The organism is Pedobacter africanus (genome assembly GCF_900176535.1).
In the GTDB taxonomy this organism is placed as follows: Bacteria; Bacteroidota; Bacteroidia; order Sphingobacteriales; family Sphingobacteriaceae; genus Pedobacter; species Pedobacter africanus.
On sequence record NZ_FWXT01000001.1, the window covers coordinates 2,263,777 to 2,289,232 of the forward strand.

General features: G+C 43.6%; 15 protein-coding genes. 4 read left to right on the plus strand and 11 right to left on the minus strand.

Features of this window, described 5'->3' with window-relative positions:
- Nucleotides 1-7 precede the first annotated feature (7 nt).
- From B9A91_RS09370 to B9A91_RS09420, 11 genes are all read right to left on the minus strand, one after another.
- Nucleotides 8-2,791, minus strand: coding sequence for a M16 family metallopeptidase (locus B9A91_RS09370; protein WP_084238077.1), 2,784 nt, complete (start codon nt 2,789-2,791; stop codon nt 8-10).
- 2 nt (nt 2,792-2,793) lie between these two features.
- The gene (locus tag B9A91_RS24385; protein WP_235012511.1) at nt 2,794-5,463 is read right to left on the minus strand and encodes a MutS-related protein; all 2,670 of its coding nucleotides are present in this window, start codon (nt 5,461-5,463) and stop codon (nt 2,794-2,796) included.
- 2 nt (nt 5,464-5,465) lie between these two features.
- Nucleotides 5,466-7,769: a Gldg family protein gene (locus B9A91_RS09380; protein ID WP_084238078.1), complete on the minus strand. Its 2,304-nt coding sequence runs from the start codon at nt 7,767-7,769 to the stop codon at nt 5,466-5,468.
- Nucleotides 7,770-7,784: 15 nt separating this feature from the next.
- Nucleotides 7,785-8,708: an ABC transporter ATP-binding protein gene (locus tag B9A91_RS09385; protein ID WP_084239656.1), complete on the minus strand. Its 924-nt coding sequence runs from the start codon at nt 8,706-8,708 to the stop codon at nt 7,785-7,787.
- A gap of 114 nt (nt 8,709-8,822) precedes the next feature.
- Nucleotides 8,823-9,581 (minus strand): DUF4397 domain-containing protein, encoded by a 759-nt coding sequence (locus tag B9A91_RS09390; RefSeq protein WP_084238079.1) that lies wholly within the window; start codon nt 9,579-9,581, stop codon nt 8,823-8,825.
- A gap of 30 nt (nt 9,582-9,611) precedes the next feature.
- On the minus strand, nt 9,612-11,051 hold the full coding sequence (locus B9A91_RS09395) for a RagB/SusD family nutrient uptake outer membrane protein (RefSeq protein ID WP_159451682.1): 1,440 nt from the start codon (nt 11,049-11,051) through the stop codon (nt 9,612-9,614).
- Nucleotides 11,052-11,060: 9 nt separating this feature from the next.
- Nucleotides 11,061-14,429 carry a SusC/RagA family TonB-linked outer membrane protein gene (locus B9A91_RS09400; RefSeq protein ID WP_084238081.1) on the minus strand — a complete coding sequence of 1,123 codons (3,369 nt, stop codon included), beginning with the start codon at nt 14,427-14,429 and terminating at the stop codon, nt 11,061-11,063.
- A 237-nt stretch (nt 14,430-14,666) separates the two neighbouring features.
- Nucleotides 14,667-15,788, minus strand: coding sequence for a FecR family protein (locus tag B9A91_RS09405; protein WP_084238082.1), 1,122 nt, complete (start codon nt 15,786-15,788; stop codon nt 14,667-14,669).
- An 83-nt stretch (nt 15,789-15,871) separates the two neighbouring features.
- Nucleotides 15,872-16,471, minus strand: coding sequence for an RNA polymerase sigma factor (locus B9A91_RS09410; protein WP_084238083.1), 600 nt, complete (start codon nt 16,469-16,471; stop codon nt 15,872-15,874).
- 185 nt (nt 16,472-16,656) lie between these two features.
- Nucleotides 16,657-17,310 carry a GDSL-type esterase/lipase family protein gene (locus B9A91_RS09415; RefSeq protein ID WP_084238084.1) on the minus strand — a complete coding sequence of 218 codons (654 nt, stop codon included), beginning with the start codon at nt 17,308-17,310 and terminating at the stop codon, nt 16,657-16,659.
- Nucleotides 17,311-17,333: 23 nt separating this feature from the next.
- Complete coding sequence (locus B9A91_RS09420) at nt 17,334-18,197, minus strand: helix-turn-helix domain-containing protein (RefSeq protein WP_084238085.1); 864 nt, start codon at nt 18,195-18,197, stop codon at nt 17,334-17,336.
- Nucleotides 18,198-18,436: 239 nt separating this feature from the next.
- Between B9A91_RS09420 and B9A91_RS09425 the strand changes: the two genes are divergently transcribed.
- Genes B9A91_RS09425 through B9A91_RS09440 form a run of 4 tightly spaced genes read left to right on the plus strand, consistent with a single transcriptional unit; the run spans nt 18,437 to nt 25,455 of the window.
- Nucleotides 18,437-21,610, plus strand: a complete 3,174-nt coding sequence (locus B9A91_RS09425; protein ID WP_084238086.1) for a SusC/RagA family TonB-linked outer membrane protein — start codon at nt 18,437-18,439, stop codon at nt 21,608-21,610.
- Nucleotides 21,611-21,627: 17 nt separating this feature from the next.
- Nucleotides 21,628-23,277, plus strand: a complete 1,650-nt coding sequence (locus tag B9A91_RS09430) for a RagB/SusD family nutrient uptake outer membrane protein (protein WP_084238087.1) — start codon at nt 21,628-21,630, stop codon at nt 23,275-23,277.
- A 38-nt stretch (nt 23,278-23,315) separates the two neighbouring features.
- Nucleotides 23,316-24,341: an IPT/TIG domain-containing protein gene (locus tag B9A91_RS09435; RefSeq protein WP_144008890.1), complete on the plus strand. Its 1,026-nt coding sequence runs from the start codon at nt 23,316-23,318 to the stop codon at nt 24,339-24,341.
- Complete coding sequence (locus tag B9A91_RS09440) at nt 24,322-25,455, plus strand: glycoside hydrolase family 26 protein (RefSeq protein ID WP_235012512.1); 1,134 nt, start codon at nt 24,322-24,324, stop codon at nt 25,453-25,455. Before B9A91_RS09435 ends, B9A91_RS09440 begins: the two co-directional genes overlap by 20 nt.
- Nucleotide 25,456 lies beyond the last annotated feature (1 nt).

Sequence of the window (25,456 nt, forward strand, 5' to 3'; positions counted from 1 at the left end):
TTTACGATCAATGGTTAGTTTTTTCCGGCATTAACACCAGTCTTATATAGTTTTTATCCTGAATATAAGTTGCAGCGGCGTCCCTGACTGATTGCACCGTAATCTGATCAAGTGCATCGTTATAGTCTGAAAGAGGGATCAAAGGCTGTTTATTCATCACTTTTCCCGCTAGATAGTCGAGCCAGAACCCATTATTTGTGGATCCGTTTTGCAATTCTACCTTAGCTGTAGCCTTAAATTTCTGCAGGTTCCCTGCGGATGGTCCGGATGTTCTCACTTTATTCAGCTCATCCTGTGCAGAAGCGATCAGCTTATCTACATTTTGTACGGCACAGTCAAAAGATATCATCAGACTAAACCGTTGCTTCAGGTATTTGCTCATGTTCATTTGCACATTAGGTGTATAAGTTCCACCTTCTTCATCGCGCAGTCGTTTCGTCAGGCTGATCTTAAGCGCGTCAGCAATGGCATCCATCTTTATCGTATTCCCGAAATTGTAAACGAAAGGCCCCGAATAGGTAAGGATTACACTGGATTTTTGCACAGCACCCTTATACACCGTCTTAGAAATCCGTCCTGCAGGGGTATTGATTCCCAGATCACGTGCTTTTTCCCGCCTGCCTTTTGAAGGCAATGAGCCCAGGTATTTTTCCAGCAACGGTTTTATTGTTTCCAGGTCTATATTTCCTACAAACGCGAAAGTAAAACCGGAAGCATCTGCAAAGCGTTCCTTAAAAATTTCGTAGGCCCTGTCCAGCTTAATGGCATTGATGCTGTTGATACTTTGTGGTCTTCTGCGCATATGGTAATTACCCAGCACAAAGTTTACGGTATCCGAAAACACCTGACTGGGCGCATTTCCCTTGCTAGCCAGTGTTTCTTTCGATCTGCCGATCAAAATATTAAAGGCCTCTTCATCTTTCCTGGGTGCTGTAAAATAAGCATGCACGACTTCCATAGCAGCTGGTAAATCTTCTATGGGGGTAAGCCCGCTAATGCCCTGATAGGTATCATTTACAAAAGGGCCAACCTGCATCTGTCTGGCCGAAAGAAATGTATTCAGCTGCTGTGCATTGTAATTCCCTACACCTGCTGCTGAAACAATACTGGCGGCATTAATGGCATTTTGATAATCCGCATCCGGGTATAAGGAAGCTCCTCCTTCAGCAAAGCCTTTGAAAATAATCTGGTTATTCTGAAAATCAGTTTTCTTCAGCAGCACATTTACCCCATTACTTAGCGTGATCTTTTGAACACCTACTTTGTCGAAATTTTCCGTAGCAATGATCTTTCCTGGCTGTGGCATTTGTTTTAACAGCGGGGCATCCTGAACATCATCTACAAACGGGCTAAGCGGCTGCACATAAACCTGCTCTAACCAACTCAACACGGTCGCTTCATCGGGCAGAAATGCTTTGTTTTCCTCAGACGATTTAACGATAATGTCACGATCAGTGCCCTTCATATACGATTTCATCAGTTCATTGATTTCTGCCAGCGCAATGTCGGGTAACAGGGCTTTGCTCAACTCCTGTTCTTTGGAAATGCCAAGGGCAATGTTGCCGGTCAGAAAATGATTCAGGTATGATTTAATTAACACCTCCGAAGCAGTTTTATCTTTTTCCTTTAACGCTTCATCCATTTTGTGTCCATAGCTTTTCTTCACTCTTTCCAATTCTGCTGATGTAAAGCCCTGTTCTTCCATGCGACGCAGTTCCAGCCATAGACTCTGGAATGAGGGCTGCGTTTCGGCAGGTTTAGTGGTTAAGCTAACAGACATGGCTGTCAACCCTCCGGCGACGTCATTGAATGTTACAAAAGGTAATTGCCTGAATCTGGCACTGACTAGCTGCATTAATAAATTTTTCATTAGAACAGCCCGGTAATCTGCCGTTGTAGTGATCGTAGCCCGCGAACGTTTCATCAGCACTTCAATAGAAATTCCACCCCAGTCCGGATCTATGAACTGCATATACTGGTTTTTTCCCGTCAGTTCTGCCCGATATGCAGTACGTTCTTTCTCCTTTTCTGGATTTTTAAGGTCCCCAAACTTTATTTTAACAGCCTTTTCCATAGCCGCAACATCAATGTCACCTACTATGATCAAAGCCTGTAAATTTGGCCGGTACCAATCTTTGTAAAAACTACGGATTTCATCCGCAGTTACTTTCATTAATACTTCATCCGTCCCGATAGGTAAGCGCATACCATAGCGGGAACCGTTGGTAATCATTGGGATGCACTGTTCCTCAAAACGCTGTTGCATGCCCTGGCGAAAGCGCTTTTCTTCAAGGATCACATGGCGCTCCCGTTCTACAGCTTCAGCTTCAATATTGGCCTCCTGTGCCCAATCGCGCATAATCTGTAAACCATTGGCAAGCAGTTCAGGATTGTCTGAGGGTAAGGGCAACTGGTAAACTGTTTCGTCCTGTCCAGTATTGGCATTGATGTCTGCACCAAAGCGTACACCCGATTGTTCCAGGTAGTTGGACAGTTCCCTTTTAGGAAAATGTTTGGTCCCATTAAAACTCATGTGCTCCACAAAATGGGCGATCCCTCTTTGCTGATCGGTTTCCAGGATGGAGCCAGCCTTTACTGCCAGGTACATCATGACCCGTTTTTCGGGTGTTTTGTTTTTACGGATGTAATAAGTAAATCCATTGGGCAGTTTTCCTGTCTTTACTTCCGGATCCAACAAAAGGGGCTGGTCATTCAGCTGTGTTTTGCAGGAAAAAAGGCTGCAAAACACGGTAACTAAAAAAAAGCTTAAAAATCTATATCTGATTAACATGTCTATTGTAAATGAGGTTGGGTGGTTACTGGTTCACTAGCTTGGATAATGTCAACAATCTTTTCATTTTCAATGATGATCATACCTTGTCTGTCAGTAGTAATTCCTGAAGTAAGTGTATATGGATATGTCGGCACACCATTTACCATCAAGGTTGGCAGGAAAGAAAACTGCAGGTTGTTGCAGGCTTTACCTAAGGCTTCTCCTACTTCAATGATATGGGTAGAGATCACAAAAAAGCTATTCCGGTTCTCTGCAAAAGCCTTGCTTACCGCCAGTGTGGCATCATAAGCATCTTTTACGTTGGTTCCTTTAAATAGCTCATCAAACAACACATACAGATCCATGGAGTCATTGACTGCCTTGGCAACGGTTTTGGTACGCAGTACTTCGGCGTAAAAATGGCTATAGCCCATATCCAGGTTATCAGACACATTGATGGAAGAGAACAGCCCGTCTTTAACGGAAAATTCCATATGTCTGGCTGCAACAGGAAAACCCATGTGAGCCAGATAAACGGCAATGCCCATCGATTTCATGAAGGTAGATTTACCTGCCATGTTAGCGCCCGTAAGGAACAGCATGTTGCGTTCAGCGGTTAAGCAGAGGTTATTAGTGACTCCATTTTTAAGTGCCGGATGTCTGAAGCCTTCCATATCCAGCACCATCTGATCTGCCGGTAAAGCTTTAGCGTATACAAATCCCTGATCTGCCGCTACCGCAGACACCCCTACAAATACATCCAGTTCATAAATCAGCTTGGTCAGTGTTTCCATCTGACTGATCATGGCATGGCGGATCACATAGTCATTGCGGATCAGCTGCATCAGCGAAAGCTGCCCTTCCGGCGCATTTAAAATTCCCTGAAGCCTGGAATCCTGTAGAATTTTTAGGGCAACATCCAGCTGTTCCCGGTATATGGCTGCGTCTTCCCGCTCATTCAATTCTGAAAAGAAGTTACAAAAGGCCTGTAACACTTCAACAGTAACAGATTGTCCGGCCTGCAGTTGCAATAACTCGGCATTATGAAAAAGTACCTGTTTAAACTTCTTGGTAAAAATCCCCCAGGCTACTCGCGGCAAAGACGCCCCTGCACCACCTGCCAGGTAGTCCTCCATAGATTCAATCTGTGAGCGGATCACGGGAAAAACCACCCTGCCCTGCTGAAAAAATGCAAACAAAGCACTGCGTTTATTGATCTGATCAGGATGATTTAGCGGACGTGCAAACATCCCTTCCAGCACCTGTTCTCCTCCACGGGTTTGTAAGTGGTTAAACAAGCTGTAAACAGACCGTTGCTTAAACTTGCCTTGCAGGTTCAGGTCTTCTACGGTCTGTTTATCTGCCAGAAAATGCTCATGCTGTTGTTTAGTTTGCTTTTTTTCTTTGATCAGCTCAATTACGCCCTCATTGTTGATTATGATCATCCCATGCCGGTCATCAGTAATACCCTCTGTTAGTGTATAGGTATAAACCGGCTTTCCATTTTCCATGCGGGTGGGTAAGTAACGGAAGATCATATTGCTGCACCTTTCCTTTAAAACTGCTCCAGCTTCCATAATGTGGGTAGAGATGACAAACAAGGAATGTGGTTTACGCGCAAAAGCTTCCATGATGGCTATGGTTCCTTCATAGGCGTCTTTTACATTGGTACCGCGAAACAATTCATCAAACACCACAAAAAGGTTTTTCCCAGCCCCCAGTTCATTAGCTACCTTTTTAACCCGCAGCACCTCCGCATAAAAATGACTGGCACCCATAGCCAGGTTATCTGGCAGGTTAATGGTGGTATACATACCGTCGCAGACAGAGAAATCCATCTTTTTAGCCGCTATAGGAAAACCCAGGTGTGCAAGGTACATGGCAATACTCAGAGATTTCATAAAAGTAGATTTCCCACCCATATTCGCTCCTGTAAGGAATAAGACATTGCTGTCAGGAGTCATTTCCAGGCTATTGGCCACAGGCTTATTCAACAAGGGATGATACACATCCTGCAGCTGCAAACGATTGGCATCACGCTGTAATGCGGTAGCAAAAATATAACCACGCTCTGTTGCTACGCGGGCGATAGAAATGTACACGTCAAGGTGATAAATATGCTGCAGGATCTTTTCCATCAGCGCTCGCTGCTGAAAACGAATGATATTGTCATACTCGACAATCTTACCTGAAGAGATCTTTCCTTTGCTATGGTCTGCAAAAATGAGTTCCAGCTCCTTGGTTGCGAGTAAGGCCAAAACTACTTCTACCTGCTTACCATAAGTATGATCTGTAACTCTTGGCTTCAGCTCCAACATAAAGGTTCTTAAGCCCTGCAAAATCTCAATCAGTGTAGTTACACTTTGCCCTGCCGCTTTAAAATCTGCCATGCTAAAGCCCTGGTTAGAAAGCCTGCTGCGCGGATCGGTATTTGACAAATAGCGCTCAGCTTCTTCAAACCGGTTTCCCTGCAAAGGAAAAGCAGTCTTGCTTTCCTGGAAGTAACGCAAAACTGCTACCCGTTCATTGATCGCTTTATGATCTGAAAGCGGGCTCCGGAACATTTCCTCCAATAGGGCCGCCCCACCCTGGGTATAGGTCTTATTAAAAATATGGTAGATTGAATCGCTCCCCGATTTGGAGAAAACATTCAAATCATCGATTGTTTGTTTATCGGTTATAAAGCTCATAATTATTTACGTTTTCTGCGGATGAGGAGGACCATACCCAACAGGATTATCGTGCCTGGGATCACTCCGTAATACAATATTTGCGATGTTTTAACTCCGGCTTTATTTAGCTTAAGTTTGGTATCTTTCGGATTCGGACGTGACAGATCGATTGGAAATTCAGCATTGGAGAACCAGCTAAAAATCGAGATGGCAACAGATCCGTTTATGATCTGCATGTTATTTCTCCCTAACTCTTTATTGCTAAAAAAGTCAGCATCGCCAGACACCAGGATACGTTGCTCCTTATTGCTTATTTTTCGGGAAAGCGTTAATGCGCCGGGGAAAGCGCCCTGTTCATCACCGTTCTTCGCCTCGAATACCAATGCTGCCGAATCCAACACAAACACACCCTTTTTTATCCAGCTGGTTTTTGCATTGGTCATCAAAATCGGCCTGGTATTAAAACCAACATTACGATCATAACTCAATGCCGCTACACTGGGCATTGATACTAAGGACTTTTCCAGGTAAGGCTTTTTCAATGCTACGCTCATTGATACCGCAGCCTTCGTTAAAGTTGGTGTAACCAATCCGTAAGAATAGTCTCTGCTGCGCTGGACAATTGTTCCGTTTAGCAGTTTTACACCAATAGCTTCCAGCAAAGGATTAACTATGTTTTGTTTCCCCGGTTCGGCGGCAATCATCAGATTTCCACCTGAGGCAACATATTTTTGTAATTTAGTTAAGGCCACCGGACTATAGGCCACCCTCAGATCACCAATAACCAATGCGGCAATGCCGGCCGGAATTTCGTCATGTTCCAAAGCCATACTGTCGATGTCAAACCCCTGATTGATCAATGAGCTGCGTGCCCCTTTTACATTCATCAGCATTTTGTAATCGCGGTCGCCCACCTTATCCACACTGCGCTGATAACCGTCGGTTGCGAAAACGATTTTTGGAGGGGTTACAATCAGGCGTTTTAACGCTGCCGCTATTTCTGCTTCCCCAGGCCAAAATTGCGCATCATCAAATGTTCTTAAAAAAGTAGTTTTGCCTTTATATTTCAATTGCATCACTAAGCGCCCGTTTTCCCCCTGCAGATCAACCTGTTTACGAATGGCTTCAGGTCCAATAAAATCATTAGTATCCAAATCTGCGGCTTTTGCCCTTTCCCTGAACAAAGTTTTCAAACTTTTACCAGGATTTGCCGCATAGAACTGCTGATACGGAATACTGTCATAATAGTAAACCCATTTCAGGTTGATATTTGGTTTAAACCGTAAATATGGTTCCCAGCGCTCCATAGCACCGATTCGCTTATCCGGGGCACCATAAGAATAACTGGCATCCAATCCATTGATGTACTCTGTCATTTCAACAGGCTCCGCTCCCATCCGCTTCAGGATGTTTTGGGTTGACTTGACAATGGTATTTACTTTTGTATCCGTCGCATCGTAATAAGCTATTGCCGGTTGTCTTGAGCTGATATAGGCAATGGACACCCCAACAACTACAATGAGGGCATAACGGCAAAACTGGTGCAGAAATGACTTGGCTACCCTGGCCATTTCAAGTCTGGTAATGGTAAAAGCTAAAAAGATACCGGAAATGACGATGTAGTAGATGACATCCCGGCTGTTCAGTAAACCTGCTATCATTCGGTTTGCGCGTCTCGGCATCGCCAAGCTATAGGTCAGGTCCCGTACAAAATCAATTCCCTGCCCAAAACCACCTACATAATTTAGAAAAGCAAGCACCATAAAAGTACTGATGGCTGCCACTACCTGGTAATTGGTAAGGCTGGACATAAAGACTCCTATGGCAGCATAAGCATTCAACAGCAAATAACAGGCTAGCATACCAACCAGAGGATGCGGATAATCAAAATTCTCGATAAACAGTGCCCCAAAAACAAAGAAAAGCCCTGATATTCCTGCGATAACAAGGTTATAGACCAATATGGAAATGTACTTCCCATAAACAATATGGCTTAGTTTCACTGGCGACGAATACAGCAATTTAATGCTTCCGCTACTGGTTTCTCTGCTAATGATCCCCATTGTGATCAGCGGCGTATATAGGTAGAGGCTTTTAAGGATCTCAAAGTAAATTCCAAAAGTCGTTCCTACGTTTGTTGTAAAGAGCCTGTCTGTTAAGAAAGGGAAATCCATACCGAATTGCTGCAGGTGTTGGATCTGCCTCACCGCTGGCATAAAAGCAAGGGCCATTTGTACAAAGAATACCATGATGAGCAACCAGGCTACCGGAGAATAAAATAGCAGGCTGAGTTCGAGCCTGGCTATCTGTATTATTTTTTTCATTTTATCGTAAAGTCTTTAATTCGAGATTCTGGATAACTGGGCAAAAGTTTCATCTAAAGAGTTCTTTTCCATATTCAGTTCCCTTAACCGCCATCCCCGTTTTGCACTTTCGAGAACAACGGCTTCCGAAATGCTGCGGTCACCGTTAAAATAGATCCGCAATTGTTTTTCAGTAAGTGTTTCTATTCTTATGACACCTTCTATGGCCAGCAATGCTTCTGCCGGGGGGGCATTTTCCATTACCACCAGCATACTGTGCGGAGCGATATAGTTATCAAAAGCTTCCATTGTATCGGCAAAGACAATTCTTCCGCTTTCAATCATTACAATATCCTTGCATAAGTACTGTACTTCGGTAAGAATGTGTGTAGAAAGGATTACTGCCCTTTCAGCCGCTATATCTTTAATCAATCCACGTACTTCAATGATCTGGTTCGGATCAAGGCCATTGGTTGGCTCATCAAACACCACCAGTTTGGGATGATGAATTATGGCCTGGGCAATACCCACACGTTGCTTATACCCTCCGGAAAGGTTCTTTATGAGTCTTTTGCTGATGTGCGTAAGGCCACAGCGTTCTTTTACCTCTTCAAGCGCTGACTTTAACTGGCTTTTTTCTACTGAACGCAGGATCGCTGTGTGTACCAGGTATTCATCTACCGTTAAATCCATGTACAGCGGTGGGGTTTGTGGTAAAAAACCGATTTCCTGTTTTGCGCGTTCCGGTTCTTTGCTCAGATCAATGCCATTGATGGTTACCGATCCTGCTGTTGGCGTTAGTACGCCACAAAGAATGTTCATGGTTGTGGACTTGCCGGCACCATTAGAGCCAAGCAGTCCAACAATTCCACTCCTGGGAATTTCAATATTGATGTCTCTTATAGCCCAGCTGGTACTATAACGGTGCGACAGTCCGCTGATACGAACGATTGGTTCCATAGTTTTTATTGAATTAGATAGTTTATGTGTTAGAAAACCGTGTAAAAAAGCAGTAACCATCCCATACCCCACAGTTATTGAGGAGCAAATGAGGTCCAGGATGGCAGTTTTTAGTTAAAAATCATCAATTAGAAAGGGTTCTCCGGCAAGTACCCCTTTTGCATCATCAGGCAACCATGCCAGCGTATAGTTGCGGTAACGCCATTTATTTTTTTCCAGGCTCGTCGTGCCCACGTCCTTCAGGGTATAGGTTTGTAAAAGTGTGCCCGAACCCTGGTCAAAAAATTCGACAAGTACATCACCAACTTTAGCATTGGCTTTTACAGACAGATAATCTGTAGCGGATTTATAGGCCAGGTTAGTGACCGACAGCTCGGTTCCCTCTCCGGAAATGCGGATTCGCACAGGAGTTTTAGCTGGCGCAAGATTTACAAAACGCAAGCCAAGCACGCTATCTGCAAGGGCATGAAACGGTGGCATTTTTGTAATCAGCAGCGTTTCCGGCTGCTCCAGCGTTCCGGTAAGGAATAAAGTACTTGCTTCTCCAGCATTAGGATTAACACTAAGCTGGTAAACAGGTTTATTTTGGTCGGCAGCGGCGGGAAACCTGTAAATTAACAAAGGTTGTTCGCCGGCCGGAATCGTCAAATGATTCTGAGGGGTATACACCCTGTATTTAACATACATCCCCACAGGATAAATCCCATCAGTTGTATAGTTGGTATTAAAGTTGGCTACTAAATTATCGGAACCTGATACTGCATTTACAATGGTAAAAGCCGCAGTAGCCTGGGGCACCAGCTCCTTTTTACAGGAAACTACAAGAGATAAAAATAAACCGGTCTGAATATATAGGAAAATCAGTTTTTTCATGATGCTCAATTTTTAATGATAAGACTGTTTCTAATAGTTTGGATTCTGTTTGAGGAAATGATTTCTTTCCAGTTCTTCTTTAGGAATTGGATACAATAGCTGGTAATTGCCTCTCCAGGGCTGTTTGGCCGGAATTGCAGACAGTACAGCTTCTGCTTTTCCTGTTCTTTTTAAGTCAAACCAACGGTGTGCCCATTCTCCAAAAAGTTCTGCCTGCCTTTCTTTTGCAACGGCAGCCAGGGCCTCTTCTTTTCCAAGTGATGTAGGTAATGGATCTACGCCTGCACGACGGCGCAATACATTGAGGTCCTCAATGCCTGTGCTGATTGGTCCATTCAATACCCTTGCTTCGCCCCTCACCAGGTACATTTCGGCCAACCTCAATACCATATAATATTCGGGAGCCTCGGCATTAACGACCTTGTTGTGCAGACCTGTTTTATATTTATACACGAACCTTGCATGGACCATATTACTCCCCGAAACAAAATCCGTACTATCTATCCAGGCTGCTTTTCGGAGATCTCCTTCGTCAAAAGCACGGAGCAGGTTGGGAGAAAGATCACTGGAAACCCCGGTATGGAGCGGGCTAGGCATTAAATATATCGCCTCGGGCACCGCATTGCCGGAAAAATCTACTTGTGTGTTCTGTTGCAACTGCCAGATGCTTTCTGAGCTATTTTTCAAAAAGACCTTGTTCAGATCAACAAGTTCCAGCTGATAAAGGCTGGTTTGACCAATTACATCTGTTGCTTCCAGAATGGCGTCCCCATAATTTCCTGTGTAAAGATAGACCCTGGCCAGCAAAGCTTTTGCCGCCCATTTATTAGCCCTGATCCGTTCTCCGTTACCACTGGCATAATCTGCTGGCAATATATTTGCCGCATCTTTAAGGTCAGTAACGATCTGTTCATAAACCTTTGTTGTTGGTGTGCGTTCTATATTTGTATTTTTAGCCAGGTTAATAGTGAGTACCAATGGTACGTCCCCGTAGGTATTTACCAGGTAGAAATAACAAAAAGCGCGGATAAACTTAGCTTCAGCCGTCAGCTCTTTTCTGAGTTTTTCGCCTAATAAAGGCGACTTTGATTCGGCGATACCCTCTATCACACCATTTGCACCATATATGGTTTGATAGGCAGAGTTCCAGATTCCGTTACTTTGACCGTCCTGAGCGGTAAGTGCATTTCTATAATAGTTATCTCCCGGATTCAATACATTGTCCAGCTCATCGGCCGAAGTACGCCCCAGCTGACTGCTGAGTCCGGCACTAAAAGAGCCGTATGCACTGCTATTGATCATCTGGGTAAGTACACCAGCCATCGCACCTTTTGCTTGTGTTTCATTGTTAAACACTTTTTCAGTAGTGAGGCTGTTTTTAGGCTCCGGAATCTCGAGGAGTTTATCACAGGAAACCAATAAAAAGGCTGATATAAACAGCAGTAATTTGTTTGTATGATGGTTAAGCATAATCATAGTTTAAAATGTAAGATTAAGTCCAGCAGTAATTATTTTAGCAGTAGGCATTGATGCAAAATTTTGTGTATCGGGATCGATGCCTTTATACTTTGTAAACACCAATAAATTCTGTGCATTTACAGAAAAACTAAGCTTCTTATTTTTCAGCACTTTCTCCGGCACGGCATAAGAAAATGAAACATTTTGCAGCCGCAGGTAAGATGCATCAGTATAATACAGATCGGAAGATGATACATATCCATTCTGCGGTCCGCCCGAAGTAGTAGTCAGGATCGCATATTTAGCCTGCTGTCCGGGATATTGCCAACGGTTTTCAAAAATTTCTGTTGGTATGTTCCCAAAATTTCCTGCGGGCATACCACTATAAAAAGCACTTATGCCCATTTGATTTTTATAATACATGGAAAAACTCAATGCCATATTTTTGTAACGGAACCGGTTTTCTATGCTTCCGGTAAATTTCGGGTCAGAATTGATTACTATATAACGGTCATCTTTCTGTCCAGGCTGTTCAAATGGATTTATATCAATCACGCCATCCTTGTTGCGATCTTCAAAAGCATATTGACCAGTCATTGGATCAATACCGATATAGTGTAAAAGATATTTATCATTTACAGACTTACCGATAACATATTGGGTTGCATAAGGTGAGAGTTTAAGATCAGGGTACCTGAGCAGGATGTTTTTATTGGTTCCCCCGTTTAAACCCAGATCCCAGCTAAAATCCTGTTCAGCGACTATATTGCTATTCACAGCAAACTCCCATCCGCTATTTTGAACGGTAGCTGCCCAGTTGGCCGTTACCCCATCAAAACCAGTATAACGAGGGGTAGGGTAACTGGTTAACTGATTTCCACATCGGTTTTGATAGTAAACAGCGCTAAGTGTAATTCTATCATTAAAAAGCCCCATTTCCATTGCGGCTTCCAGCTTTTTGTTTACCTGCCATTGGTAATCCGGATTTACAGCATGCAGGCTTACCAGCGGTGTAATTCCACCATAAGTATACAGAGGTGTACCACCCGGCTGACTTGACCATTGGCTAATGTATTGGTAATCCCCTACGCCATCGCTGCCCGTTAGTCCGTAACTGCCTCTGAATTTTAAAAAGCCCATAAAGGAAGGCAGGACGTTTTTAACCCAGGTTTCCTGTGACGCAATCCACGCCAGGCCTATAGCACCAAAATTTCCATATTGTTTTCCCGGACCAAAACGTGAAGATCCATCCCGTCGTCCACTCAGGTTCACAAAATATTTACCATCCCAGTTATAGGTAACCCGACCCGATAGCGCCGCATATTTATATTGGCCATAGGTATCGTTAATCAGCTTAAATGGAGCAAAAGAAATAGAACCCAACAGGTTATCATCTTCAAAGCCAAAGCCCATAATATTCTGACCTGAAGCAATACTGCCCGACAATGTAGCCGCCAGGAGTACAGATAAATTACCTTTACCTATAGTTCGCTGATAGTTCAATTGCGGATCAATATTCCAGTTTTGGTTGTCGTTGGTTCCAACCATCATGCTACCTGTCGGACTGGTCACAGGATTTTGCGAAGAAATCGGCTGTGCCCCACCACCGGTGTTGTGACTGGTATTGTAGCCAAAACGGCTGCTTAGCTGAAGTCCGGTAAACAACTCATAAGAAATATCCAGGCTCCCTAATATTAAGGATGTTTTTGAGTAGGCCAAAGCATTGAGCGAACCAAAAGGATAGGAATTTGGTAATCCTGCATCATTCCATTCTTTATAATTGAGCTGTCCGAGGCTGTCGAATATTGGTGGTGCGTTAGGTGCAAGTCCGGCTACCGAGGGTGTACTGTTTGTATTGACACTGGTAAAAGTATAGGCACCCTGAAAATTAGTTTTCAATTTTTTATTGAAGGCAGCATTGCTGATGCTAAACCCCATGTTGGCACTTTTATTGGATCCGCTGTTTGTCATGATATCAGTTGTCCTGCTATATCCCGGATTAATGTTAAACTGGGTGTTTTCATTGCCCCCTGAAATACTTAAATTGACAGTTGTGACTTTTCCTGTATTTCCCCACAGTTCCTTTTGCCAGTTGGTATATCTAGTGGTATCCCAGGCAATAAGATCAGGAGCGTTGAGCAAGGTGGGTGTAATGCCATCATTCTTAAAGGCCTCCTTTCTCATTTTTACATAATCTTTTGTATTTAACAGGTCCCAATAGCGGGTAACCACATTGATACCCTGAGCAACATTTGCAGAAATGCTTGTTGGGCCCTGTGTTCCTTTTTTAGTGGTGATCAGGATAACGCCATTGGCTCCCCTGGAACCATATATTGCTGTAGCATCAGCATCTTTTAAGACCTCAATGCTTGATATGCTGGCAGGATTGATATTAAACAGTGGGCTCTGTCCCCAGCCTGCCGTATAACTTCCGTTCTGTATAATTCCTGGAGAACCTGCTTCATAACTGGAATTTCCACTGATATCTAAATAAGTGAGCGGCACACCATCGATAATATACAAAGGATCTGAAGGAAATTTTGAACTGATGGTACTCCGTCCACGGATTTCCACTTTAATGGTTCCACTTGCATACCCGGTGTTAGGTGTTACGGTCATTCCAGGCACTTTGCCCACCAAGGCCAGCAAAGGGTTCATCACGGGCTGTTTTGCAATTTCCTCGGCGGTAACGGTAGTAATATTCCCGGTAGAAAAACGCCGGCTGGTTTTGCCGTAAGCCATCACCTGAATTTCATCCAGTTTTGAGTTACTCAATTCTAGTCTGATTCCTATTATGCGATTTCCAACAGGTACTTCTTTGGTTACGTAACCCATAAAAGAGACCTGTAAAATGGCATCATCGGCTACATTTTTCAATACAAATTCACCTCGGGCATTCGTTATGGTCCTGGCCTTTCCATCTTTGACAGAAACCGTGGCACCCGGAAGCGGTTCACCTTTTGCATCTGCAACAACACCGCGAACATCCGTATCTTTAAAAACCTCAGTAAGCTGATCCAGTAAAGAAGGTGCTTTCGCCTGCACCACGATTGATTTTTTGGAGATAGAATATGTTAATGGCAATGCCTGGAAAATCTCTTTTAAAGCATCTTCCAACGACGCATTCTGAAGCTTTACATCTATCTTAATCTTTGTCAGGTCTTCATTCTTCCAAAAGAAGCTATAGCCCGTCTGGCTTTCTATGTTAGAAAAAACTTTCGTAAGCATAACATCTTTTTGATTGATGCTTATTTTTTGCGCGTATCCAATTGCAGATACCTGCACACAAGCGATGGTGATTATGAAAAAAATCAGTTTCATTACCATAATGATTTTACGCAGCTGTCCCCCTGGTTTATGGGAAACTTTCGCATATGAGTATAAATTCATACGTTTGTATTGTTTGGGTTTGGATTAATTTTCAAGAATTATACATCATTCCGATTTATCGGATCGGGTTAGCCCAAACGTAGGTCCGGAGAAAAGTGTCGAAGCCTTCTCCGGGCTTTTTTGTTTACCGCTAACCTCCTGACTGGTTTAGCCGCTTTGTTGTAGAGATTTTTTCATTTTGGTTGGTTTAGTTTTAGTTAATTATGAGTTGATTTTAGGTGTATCTTTTTTTCCCTATTACGGCATAACTATTATTTTTCTACCCTCTACCCGGAAATGCACTTTGCCGAGCTCCAGTACCTTTAACACTTCAGAGAGTGTATAGCTCCTTTCAATTTTTCCGTAAAACTGTTCATCTTTAATGCCTGGTTCGTAGGCCACTTCCACATCATACCAGCGTGAAATTTGGCGCATGAGAGTCTTAATATCCGTATGATCAAATTTAAATAAACCATCCTTCCATGCCACAGCATCATCCACATCAACTGTTCTCACACGAATTATGTTATCGTCCGACAGAACCGACTGCTGATTAGGTTTAAGTATTGTACCATTCACATCCACACTCCCCTCCAGCAGCGTGGTCCTGATACCTGGCTCATCCGCATAAGCATTCACGTTAAAGTGTGTACCCAGCACTTCCACAATTTGGCCCCTGCTAATAACCTTAAAGGGCTTCGCCTGGTTGTGCGCGACTTCAAAATACCCCTCGCCGGTTAATTCAACGGTCCGGCTGGCCCCTTTAAAACGGATCGGATACTTCAGTGAAGAGGCTGCATTCAAAACCACCTTTGTTCCGTCTGAAAGCGACAAAGTATACTGACCACCTTTCGGAATAGAAATCGTATTGTATACAGCGGTGGTATCATTTACAGCAGCTCCTCGATACACCAGTTGTCCATCTGCAGTTTTTCTGATGATGGCATCATCTTCCGTAGCCAGTGCTCCGTTCTGTGCATCGGTCAGAGTGATCTGGTGGCCATTTCCAAGTGTTAAAACGGCTTTATTGGATCCGGGAGCAATGTCGTTGTGTCTGGAAAGACCGGTTATTTCATTTGAAGGCCCCTTAACATAATAGAACAAGCCAGCTCCGGCAACTAAGATAATAGCTGCAGCAGCTGCAATACTCGGCCATAACTTAAGGCTCCTGGCTTGAGCAATCGGGGCAGCAATTCCGGCATGATTAAGTACACGGGCTTTCAGTTCCGGTCCAAGCCGGCCGAAATCTATTTCATCATCCTGAAGAAAAAGGCTGTCCAATTTTTGCATATACCAGTTTTCCAGCACTGCTTGTTCTTCAGCTGTTGCCAGTCCGCGGTTATACTTTTTAACCAATGCTTTTGCCTGTTGCCTATCCATTCTTTTTGGAGTTCATTTACAGCTAAACGGGTGAAAGTAAATCTGGGGGTAGAAAAATTTTAAAATATTTTCATACCATGCTATTAACGCATCAACAGCAGTATCGCAATGCCAATACCCATGTCATTCAATTTGGGTTTAATTGCCTTAAGTGCATTCTGTACCTGTTTCTTTACGGTTTGTTCCGAAATGTTCAATTTAGCTGCAATTTCTTTATGTGATAGGTTTTCCTTACGGCTCAGTTCAAAGATTTCCCTCATCTTCGGGGGTAGTTTCTGAATTTCCCTTTCCAGAATTTCAATAATCCGTTTTTCATCGATGGTATCTACCTGATCGTTTCCTGTACCTGAAATAAAACTGGCAATCTCGCCGATATAATCGCTCCTCACCTTATTTCGCTCAATCAGATCAAACACCTTATTCCTGGCAGCAGTATACAGCAGCCCAGCAATATTGGTGTTGTTTTTTATGGATTCTGCTCTGATCCACAGGTTACCAAAAACTTCCTGAACAATATCTTTCGCATCTTCCTCATCCCTCAGCATTTTATAGACATGCACATAAATCAGCTTCCAGTGCCTGTCGTAAATCTCCGTAAACGCAGCCTGGTCACCCCCTGTTAATAAGACAGCCAGTTCTGCATCCGGTAATTTACTATAATCAACTATGTCTTGCCCACTCATTCTTAGGTAATACAAATTTTAAAACAATGTTAGCAAATTACGGTGGAAATAATGCCTCTTAAAAATATTATCCTCATCAATGGTAATTTTCCATCAATGCGGTAGCTTATCTTTAATCACCCCATACAGAAACGTACCGATCTAATGAAGTTTAGGCACATTAATAAACTCCGACATTGTGTTTTTTATCTGTTAATAAGATAAGGTTGCATAATTTTTGCCCAGATGGCATATCCTTTTGCGTTCATATGCAGGTTGTCTGACAAAAAGATGTCAGACCTAATATTACCATCGGCGTTGAACATGGCATCGTAGGTATTGATATAACTGGTCCGTTTCATTTTCGAAATCATCATTGCGATCCTTGCATTTGCTTCCCGCATTAAAGTCCAGTATTTTTCCCTGGAAGGGCTTGGTTTAATAGAAATATAGGTAACCTGAATCCTTGGGTATTTTTTTCTTATTAACTTGAGCAGCTGCCCAACCCGCTCTACCACGGCTTCAGCTGAAGCTCCACCTGTAAAATCATTCTCACCGCAATAAATAACAACCTGTCGCGGATGATAAGGATAAACAATATCCTCAACATACCGAATCACATCTGGCAGCGATGAACCTCCGAAACCCCGGTTGATGATGGTATGTCCCGGAAAATAGGTATTCACATCTTTCCATTTGGTAAAAGTGGAACTTCCAATAAAAAGTATGGCCTTTTTGGGCGGAAAATCGATACTGTCTTGTTTCTTAAAATACTGGATATCTTTATAAAAGGGGGTGTTTTGTCCTTTTGATATTACAAAGGCAGTTAAGAGAAATAAAATCAGCGCTAGCTTTTTCATCTGGATATAATTTATTTTTTATGTTATACAAAAACCCTGTTGCCCGAAAGGTTCTCCCTGAATTCTTTGGGCGTACAGCCTTTTTTCTTTTTAAAGATGCGGTTAAAATTAGAGATATTATTGAACCCACAATTGTAGGCTACTTCAGCTACCGCTTCTGTGGTATCAATCAGTTTTCTGGAAGCATGGCCCAGCCTGATGTCGGTAAGGCTATCGGTAAAGTTAGTCCCCGTCCTGCTTTTAAAAAAGCGGCTAAAAGAAACTTCAGTCATATTGGCAATTTTTGCTACTTCGGCCAGGTTTACCTGTTTATCAAAATTTAAATTGATGTACTCCATCACCTTTTCTATTCTCCGGCTATTGTAAGAGAATTCTGCCTGGCTGAAAGTTGAGTCAGAAAGTGTCCGCATATTTCTAGAGCTTGATAAATCGTGCAGAATAGACATCAGTTCTAAAACAGAATCAAACCCATGTTTCTTATTCAGTTTTACCAGCCTTGGTCCTATGGATTGTGCCGCTTCCCTGGAAAACAGGATTCCGCATTTTGATTTTTCGAACAGCTCCCTGATTACGCGCAGCTGATTTCTGCGTAAAAACTTCTCGTCGAAGAGATCCTTATGGAATTGAATGGTCACTTCATGAATTTCCCTTCCATCCAGTTTATGGGTTTCCCATACATGCGGAAGATTAGACCCCACCAATACCAGTTCCACATCTCCGATCTCTTCAATATGATCACCAACTACCCTTCTTGCTCCGCTGGCATTGGAAATAAAGTTCAACTCCATCTCTTCATGATAATGCAACGGAAAATCGAAATACTGTTTCTTCCGTTCAAAAATAGTAAAACAATCACTGTTGGTTAAGGGGGTAATTTCTTTTAACATGTCCTTTTGCACAATAAATGTATAAATAACACCAATGATATGGATAAAATAATATCACATTCAAATATAAGACTAAAGACATCTATTCAGCAATTAAAACAGGTTCAGCAACTCATAAAACCGCCTAATTTTTAAAACAACGAAGATCACTGCGATAAAAATATCACAAATGGATAAAATAGTATTATTTTTCAGCACATATCGAGGACTACTTTTGATGTTAACCAAATAAACCGCTTATGCTTAATAAACTATCCATTAATTTATTGGCAATACTTGCATGCCTGTTATTTATAACCAACACTTTTGCCCAGGACAAAAAAGTATCCGGCAGAGTGACTGATGAAAACGGCAGCCCACTTCCAGGTGCTTCAGTTAGTATAAAAAATACAAAAACAGCAACCATTACAGATGGACAAGGCAACTTTACACTTGCCATTGCGGCCTCAGCTCAGGCATTAACCATTTCCTACCTCGGAATGGAAGAACAGCAGATCGCCATTGGCAGCAGAACGACGTTCAGCATCATGCTAAAACCTACAAGCAATACACTTTCCGATGTCATTGTAGTAGGTTACGGCACAGCAAAAAAATCCGACCTGACTGGTGCCATCAGCAGAATTGAACGGGACGATCTGATTAAAGATGCACCTACAAATGTCCTGCAGGCATTACAGGGGAAAATTGCGGGGGTAAATGTGACACAGAATGATGGTGCCCCTGGGGCAGGCCTGAGCATCAGGGTAAGAGGCTCCAACTCCTTTCTTGGCGATACAGAACCTCTATATGTGATAGACGGAGTACCCTTCAACAACAGCAGCTCTGGCACCACCCCGCAATCTATCGGCGAAGACGAAAAACAGACTTTAAATGCTATGGCCTTCCTGAACCCCAGCGATATTGAAAGCATCGACATTTTAAAAGATGCCTCCGCAACTGCAATTTATGGTTCACGCGGGGCGAACGGAGTCGTTTTGATTACCACCAGAAAAGGAAAATCAGGAAAGGACAAGGTCGAATTTAACCTCACCATAGGCCAGGCACAGGTATCCAGAAAACTGGATGTTTTAAATCCTGCTGAGTATGCCGCCTACCAGAATCTGGCTTACCTGAACTCCAACAAATATACCGGAACTGCGTATACCCTGCCCTACCCGGGCACAAACCTGCCCGACCCTTTAAACCCGGGCGGCACCTATTATGCCAAAGGACCGCAGGATTTTATCGGCAATAACAACAATTGGCAGGACCGGATTTTTCGCACCGGCACGCTTCAGAATTATACCATAAACGTTTCCGGAGGTGGTAATGCCGGCAGTCATAGCATTTCCTTTAACTATTTAAATCAGGAAGGGACCATTTCAAATTCAGACTACAACAAATTCGGGCTCGGTTTAAACCTGAACAGGAACATCAGCAAAACCTTTAAGATCGGAACCAGCACAACTTTGGCAAGCTCCCGTACCAACGGTGTAAAAACCGGCACCGATAAATCGGATGCGGCAAGTGCCGGAGTAATACGCTCTGCCATCACCTTTCCTTCCACTCAATCAGAACCAATTGATTACGACGGTGTGGGCGACGCCTTTATCACCAACCCCTACATTTATGTTAATGACGTTTTAAATCGCGTAAAGGGGATCAACATTTTTACTTCAAATTACCTGGAAGCAAGCTTTTTAAAGGATTTCAAATTCAGGCAGAACCTTGGCTTTAGCTACGCATCCAGTACCCGCGATCAATATTATCCAAGAAGTGTTTACGAAGGCTTTGCTGTTAAAGGCTGGGGCTTAAAATCCGACAACATATGGAACAGTGGTGTTGCCGAGAGTATTCTGACCTATAATAAAAAGATAGAGAAGCACAGCTTAAACATTGTTGGAGCAGGCACTTTTGAACGCACAAACGGCAACAGCAAAAGGACGGAAGCCAAAACTTTTCCGAATGATGCACTGCAAAACGAGAATATGGCTGCGGCCGAAGCTACCCTCCCGATCATCACTTCACGCTATCAATCTACACTGATCTCTTTTTTAGGCCGGGCAAATTACAACTATGACGACCGGTACCTGCTTACCTTTTCCTATCGCCAGGATGGTTCCAGCAAATTTGGTAAAGACAACAAATGGGCAGGATTTTCGTCGGCGGCCGCTGCATGGCGGATATCAAACGAAGACTTCATGAAAGATGTGAAGATGGTTAACGACTTAAAGCTACGCCTGAGTTACGGACAAACCGGCAACCAAGGCATTGGCTCCTATGCTTCCCTGGCCAAATTGAGTGTTTACAATTATGTATTTGGGGGCGCTGTGCAGACAGGCCTTGCCAACGACCTTTATTCTGGCCCTCCTAATGAAAAGCTGAAATGGGAAACTACAACCTCCTATAACGCTGGGTTAGACCTCAGTATATTTAACAAAAGATTCAATCTGCAGGTCGATCTCTATAAAAAAATAACCGACGACCTCTTACAAAACCTGATCATCCCTTCTTCTACCGGGTTCCCAACCAAACTGGTAAACTCTGGCTCAATAGAGAATAAAGGACTGGAAGTTACACTTGGCGGCGTTGTTTTAAGGAACAAAGACTTTGAATGGAACTCCAGCTTCAACATAGCCTTCAATCGCAACAAAATTTTAAGTTTAAGTCCGGATGTAACCGAGCAATACGGAAGAAATATCTCTACCGGCGATGCACCTTTCATCCAGACTGTAGGCAAGCCAATCGGCGCACTGTACGGTTATGTTGAAGATGGATATTACGACAATGAAGCCGAGGTAAGAAGCGACCCGGCCTATAGCGGTCAGGGCACAGCGATCATCCTGAGAACCATTGGTGAGATCAAATACCAGAACCTGGATAATGACAGGACCAATATTTCACAAACCGACAGAACTTTTATCGGCAACGTAAATCCCGATTATACCTTTGGTTTTACCAACAATTTCAGCTACAAAAGATTTGACCTGAGCATATTTATCAACGGCGTTCAGGGCAACGACATTATCAATATGAATACCCGGTTTAATGGAAACCTGGGCACCAATAAAAACATCACCCAAGAGATGCTGGATGGCGCCTGGGCCGAGGGGAACGACAATACCAATGCTACCGGGCCTAAGGTGATGCGCCAGTTTTTCAGGAACCAGCTGTTCAGCAGAAGGTTTGTTGAAGACGGAAGCTTTGTAAGAATTAAAAATGTGACTTGCAGCTATCAGCTTCCGCTCAAATCCAAAGTCATCAATAATCTCAGGGTTTCCCTTGCCGTAAGCAACCTTTACACATTTACCAATTATTCGGGCTACGATCCAGAGATCAACAGTTATGGTGATAATCCTGCACTTTTCGGGGTCGACCTGGGGGGCTATCCTAATGCCAGAACCTATCACCTTTCTTTACGCTGCAATTTTTAACCTTTTAAAAACAGAACATGAAAGCATTTTCAAAATACTTTACCGCATTTGCTACCGGACTGCTTTTTCTGGGTACCGGTTCCTGTAAAAAAGCATTGGAAGAAACCCCTTATTCCTTTTATTCGCCGGAGAACTTTTACAAAAATGAAAGCGATGCCAGGGCGGCCATCAACGGGGTATATGCAGAGCTTTATACTTACGATCTGTACCTGCAGCCTTTCTGGAACATGACCATTCTTGACGACGACCATGTTTCGGGTGCCGATTGGTTTTTAGGCACCACAGGAGCAGGGAACCCTCAGGCTTATTTTGGCTGGGAAAAACCCTGGGTAGGCTGCTACGCCATTATTGCCAGGGCAAATACCGTTCTGGAGAATGTAATCAATATCAGCACCATGGATGAGGAGATCAAAAACAGGATCCTCGGCGAAGCCTATTTTCTAAGGGGCTGGGCTTATTTTCAATTGGTTCAGTTATACGGCGGTGTGCCTATCCGTTTAAAATCCCTGTCGGCCGCCGAGCCCGAGACCAATATTCCGCGCGCTACCGTTAAAGAAACCTATGACGTGGTGATCAGTGATTTTAAAAATGCCGAAACGAGGCTGCTGCCTTTGGGCCATCCAAAAGCTGGGGAAACTGGCCGGGTAAACCAGGGTGTTGCAAAAGCATTTCTGGCAAAAACCTATCTTACTATGGCCTCGGGTGCAGCAACAGGCAATGTAACCGTTCGGGGAGGTACCGACAATGGCTATTACACCTATGCCAAAACCATAGTTGCCGGCTATGAAGGCATAGACTCAAAGGCCTTTTATACGCTGGCAAGGGATAAGGCCGCGGAAATGATAGACAGCAAGCTTTACACCTTAACACCAAGCTGGAAAGACCTGTGGAGCATTGCAGGCAGGAACAATAAAGAACAAATGTGGGAATTGCAATCGCTTGCCGGAACAGCCTTTGTAAATAATCTGGGTGCTTATTTCTCGGCCAGGTCTACCTTCGGGCAAGGGGCCGTATGGACCACCAACAACCATTATAAAGATTACGACGAGGCTGATGCCCGGGTTTTGGATGGCATCACGCACAATTATACCACTTTACAGGGAACAAATATTTTTTACCCTTTTGCCCAGGCCGCATTGTACAAAGTGGTTAACGGCATCACCTACAACAATACCAACAGCACCACCGCAGAAAGGGCTTATACCATCAAATACAGTGCTGTTGCCGATCCCAGCGTAGCAAACAGCGATGCCTTTTATCCGCTGCTGCGTTACTCGGAAGTATTGCTGATGTATGCTGAGGCCGAAAATGAGATCAACGGCCCAACCACCCTTGCCTATAATGCACTAAATACGGTAAGGTTCCGCTGTTACCCTACAACAGGGACACCCGCAGTACCTGTGCCCGCTGCATATGCACCTGCCAACATGAGTCCAGAGCAATTCCGCAGTTTTGTACTGGCAGAAAGGGCACGTGAGTTTAACCTGGAAGGGATCAGGCGTTTCGACCTGATGCGCTGGGGAATCTACCTGCAGGTGATGAACAAGATTTCTACCGGCCAGAACAACATTTCAAAAGTGAGGGCCAAAAGAAACCTATTACTGCCTCTTCCTTTAAACGAACTGAATTCCAATAAAGCCATCCCATCAAATAACCCGGATTGGTAAAAGATATTTATTTAATGATTAATTTAAATCATGCAATTATGAAAAAAATGCCATCAATAAGCAGCTATGCACTGATTGGGGTACTGCTTTTTCTTTTTAACGCCTGTAAAAAGGAGAATCCGGTAAATACCGATCCTCCTACCATAACAGGCATTAGCAACCTGGTAAACAGAGATATTCTGTTAACATCTGTAGATTATGGAGAATGGATCTGCATCAAAGGAACAAACCTGAGCAGCACCTATAAAGTCGATTTTAATGGCACATTAGCGGCAGATTCCCTGATCTATGGGGATGACAATACAATAACCGTTAAAATACCTGCACAACTTACAGACCCGCTAAACAATCCGATTACGGTAAGCACAAAGTATGGCTCGGCCACCTTAAATTTCCAGATCAAACAACCCGCGCCAACAATTTCCGGTTTCGATCCGGGAGCAGGCTTACCGAATGACGAGATCAGCATAAAAGGAAATTACTTTAAAGGTGTAACTGAGGTCAGATTCGAAACCACTGTGGCAACTATCGTTTCCAGCACGCAAACCGAGATCAAAGTAAAAGTACCTGCAGGATTTGTTTCCGGGTACATCTTCGTTACCACCCCGGTAGGAACTGTAAAATCGGCAAAAGTATTTGGTTTAAAAGCTACAATATTTGACGATGCCATGGCCAGCGGCTGGACCAACACTTCATACAGCAACACCTACGACATGAACCAGACCGCTATTGTAAGAAGAGGAACAAAAGCCATTGTAAATAAATTTACCGTTGGTTTCGGTGCGGTACGTTTTACAAAAGCGGCACCGGCATTTAGCACCAGCGGTTATACCGGGGTTAAAATCTCTATTTATGGAGGTGCAGGCACGGCGGGCAAAAAAGTAAGGATATCACTGACCCCAGCCGCCAGTACTTTCGAGCTCATCCTGACCGAAGGGACCTGGACAGACTACCAGATTCCATTTACAAATCTTGGGAACCCTACCACGATAACGGCCATCACCTTCCAGGAATTCAGCGGACTTACCTCACAAATTTATGTAGATGATGTGGGCTTCTATTAGGATTATCTTTTTATGCCTCTGCGTTCTAAACAAACTACAGGCGGCGGCTCAATCGCTAAGCGATAAATCGGCAGGCAAAGAAACTGTTGCCCTCTATAAAAACCTCTATAAACTGAGCGGGAAACACACCATATTTGGTCATCAGGACGACCTGGCCTATGGCGTAAACTGGAAATATATCGCAGGCAAAAGTGACATTAAGGATGTGGTAAATGACTATCCCGGTGTCTACGGCTGGGATCTGGGACGCATTGAACACGACTCGCTAAGAAACATCGATGGCATTCCTTTCTCCAAAATGCGAAAGTATATTCAGGATGGATATGGGAAAGGCGCGGTCATTACCCTGAGCTGGCACTTCGACAACCCTCTAACCGGGGGATCATCATGGGATACCACCAGAAATTCAGTAGCGGCGATTTTACCAGGCGGCAGCAAACACCAGCTTTACATCTCCTGGTTGGACAAAGCCTCGAAGTTTATTTCCAGCTTAAAAGGAAGCAAAGGAGAAGCCATCCCGATACTTTTCCGGCCTTTTCATGAAATATCCGGGAACTGGTTCTGGTGGGGAAGGAATGTCGCAAGCCCGGCTGAAGTTAAAAAAGCATGGCGGTTCACGGTGGATTACCTGAACCATACGAAGAAATTGCACAACCTCATTTTTGTTTACAATACAAATGGGGTTGCCAGCGAGCAGGAGTTTCTGAAATACTACCCCGGCAACGATGTAGTGGACGTGCTGAGTTTCGATCTGTATCAGTTCAAAAACCAGGACAAAAACGCATTTACCGCAGCCGTAAAAAACAATCTGGTCATTCTCAGCAAGATTGCAAAAGAACGCGGCAAGCTAACCGCCTTTGCCGAAACCGGATATGAAGCCATACCAGACGCAAATTGGTGGACCGGTACTTTATTGCCGGCAATCAAAGAGTACCCTTTATCCTATATTTTGGTTTGGCGAAACGCAGGATATATGCCCTCAATGAAGAAAATGCATTATTATGCCCCTTTCGAAGGTCAGGTTTCAGCCCCCGATTTTAAGAAATTCTATCAAAACAAAAGGATGCTGTTCGAAAAAGCTTTAGGCAATAAAAAAATATACGAGACCAATTGAT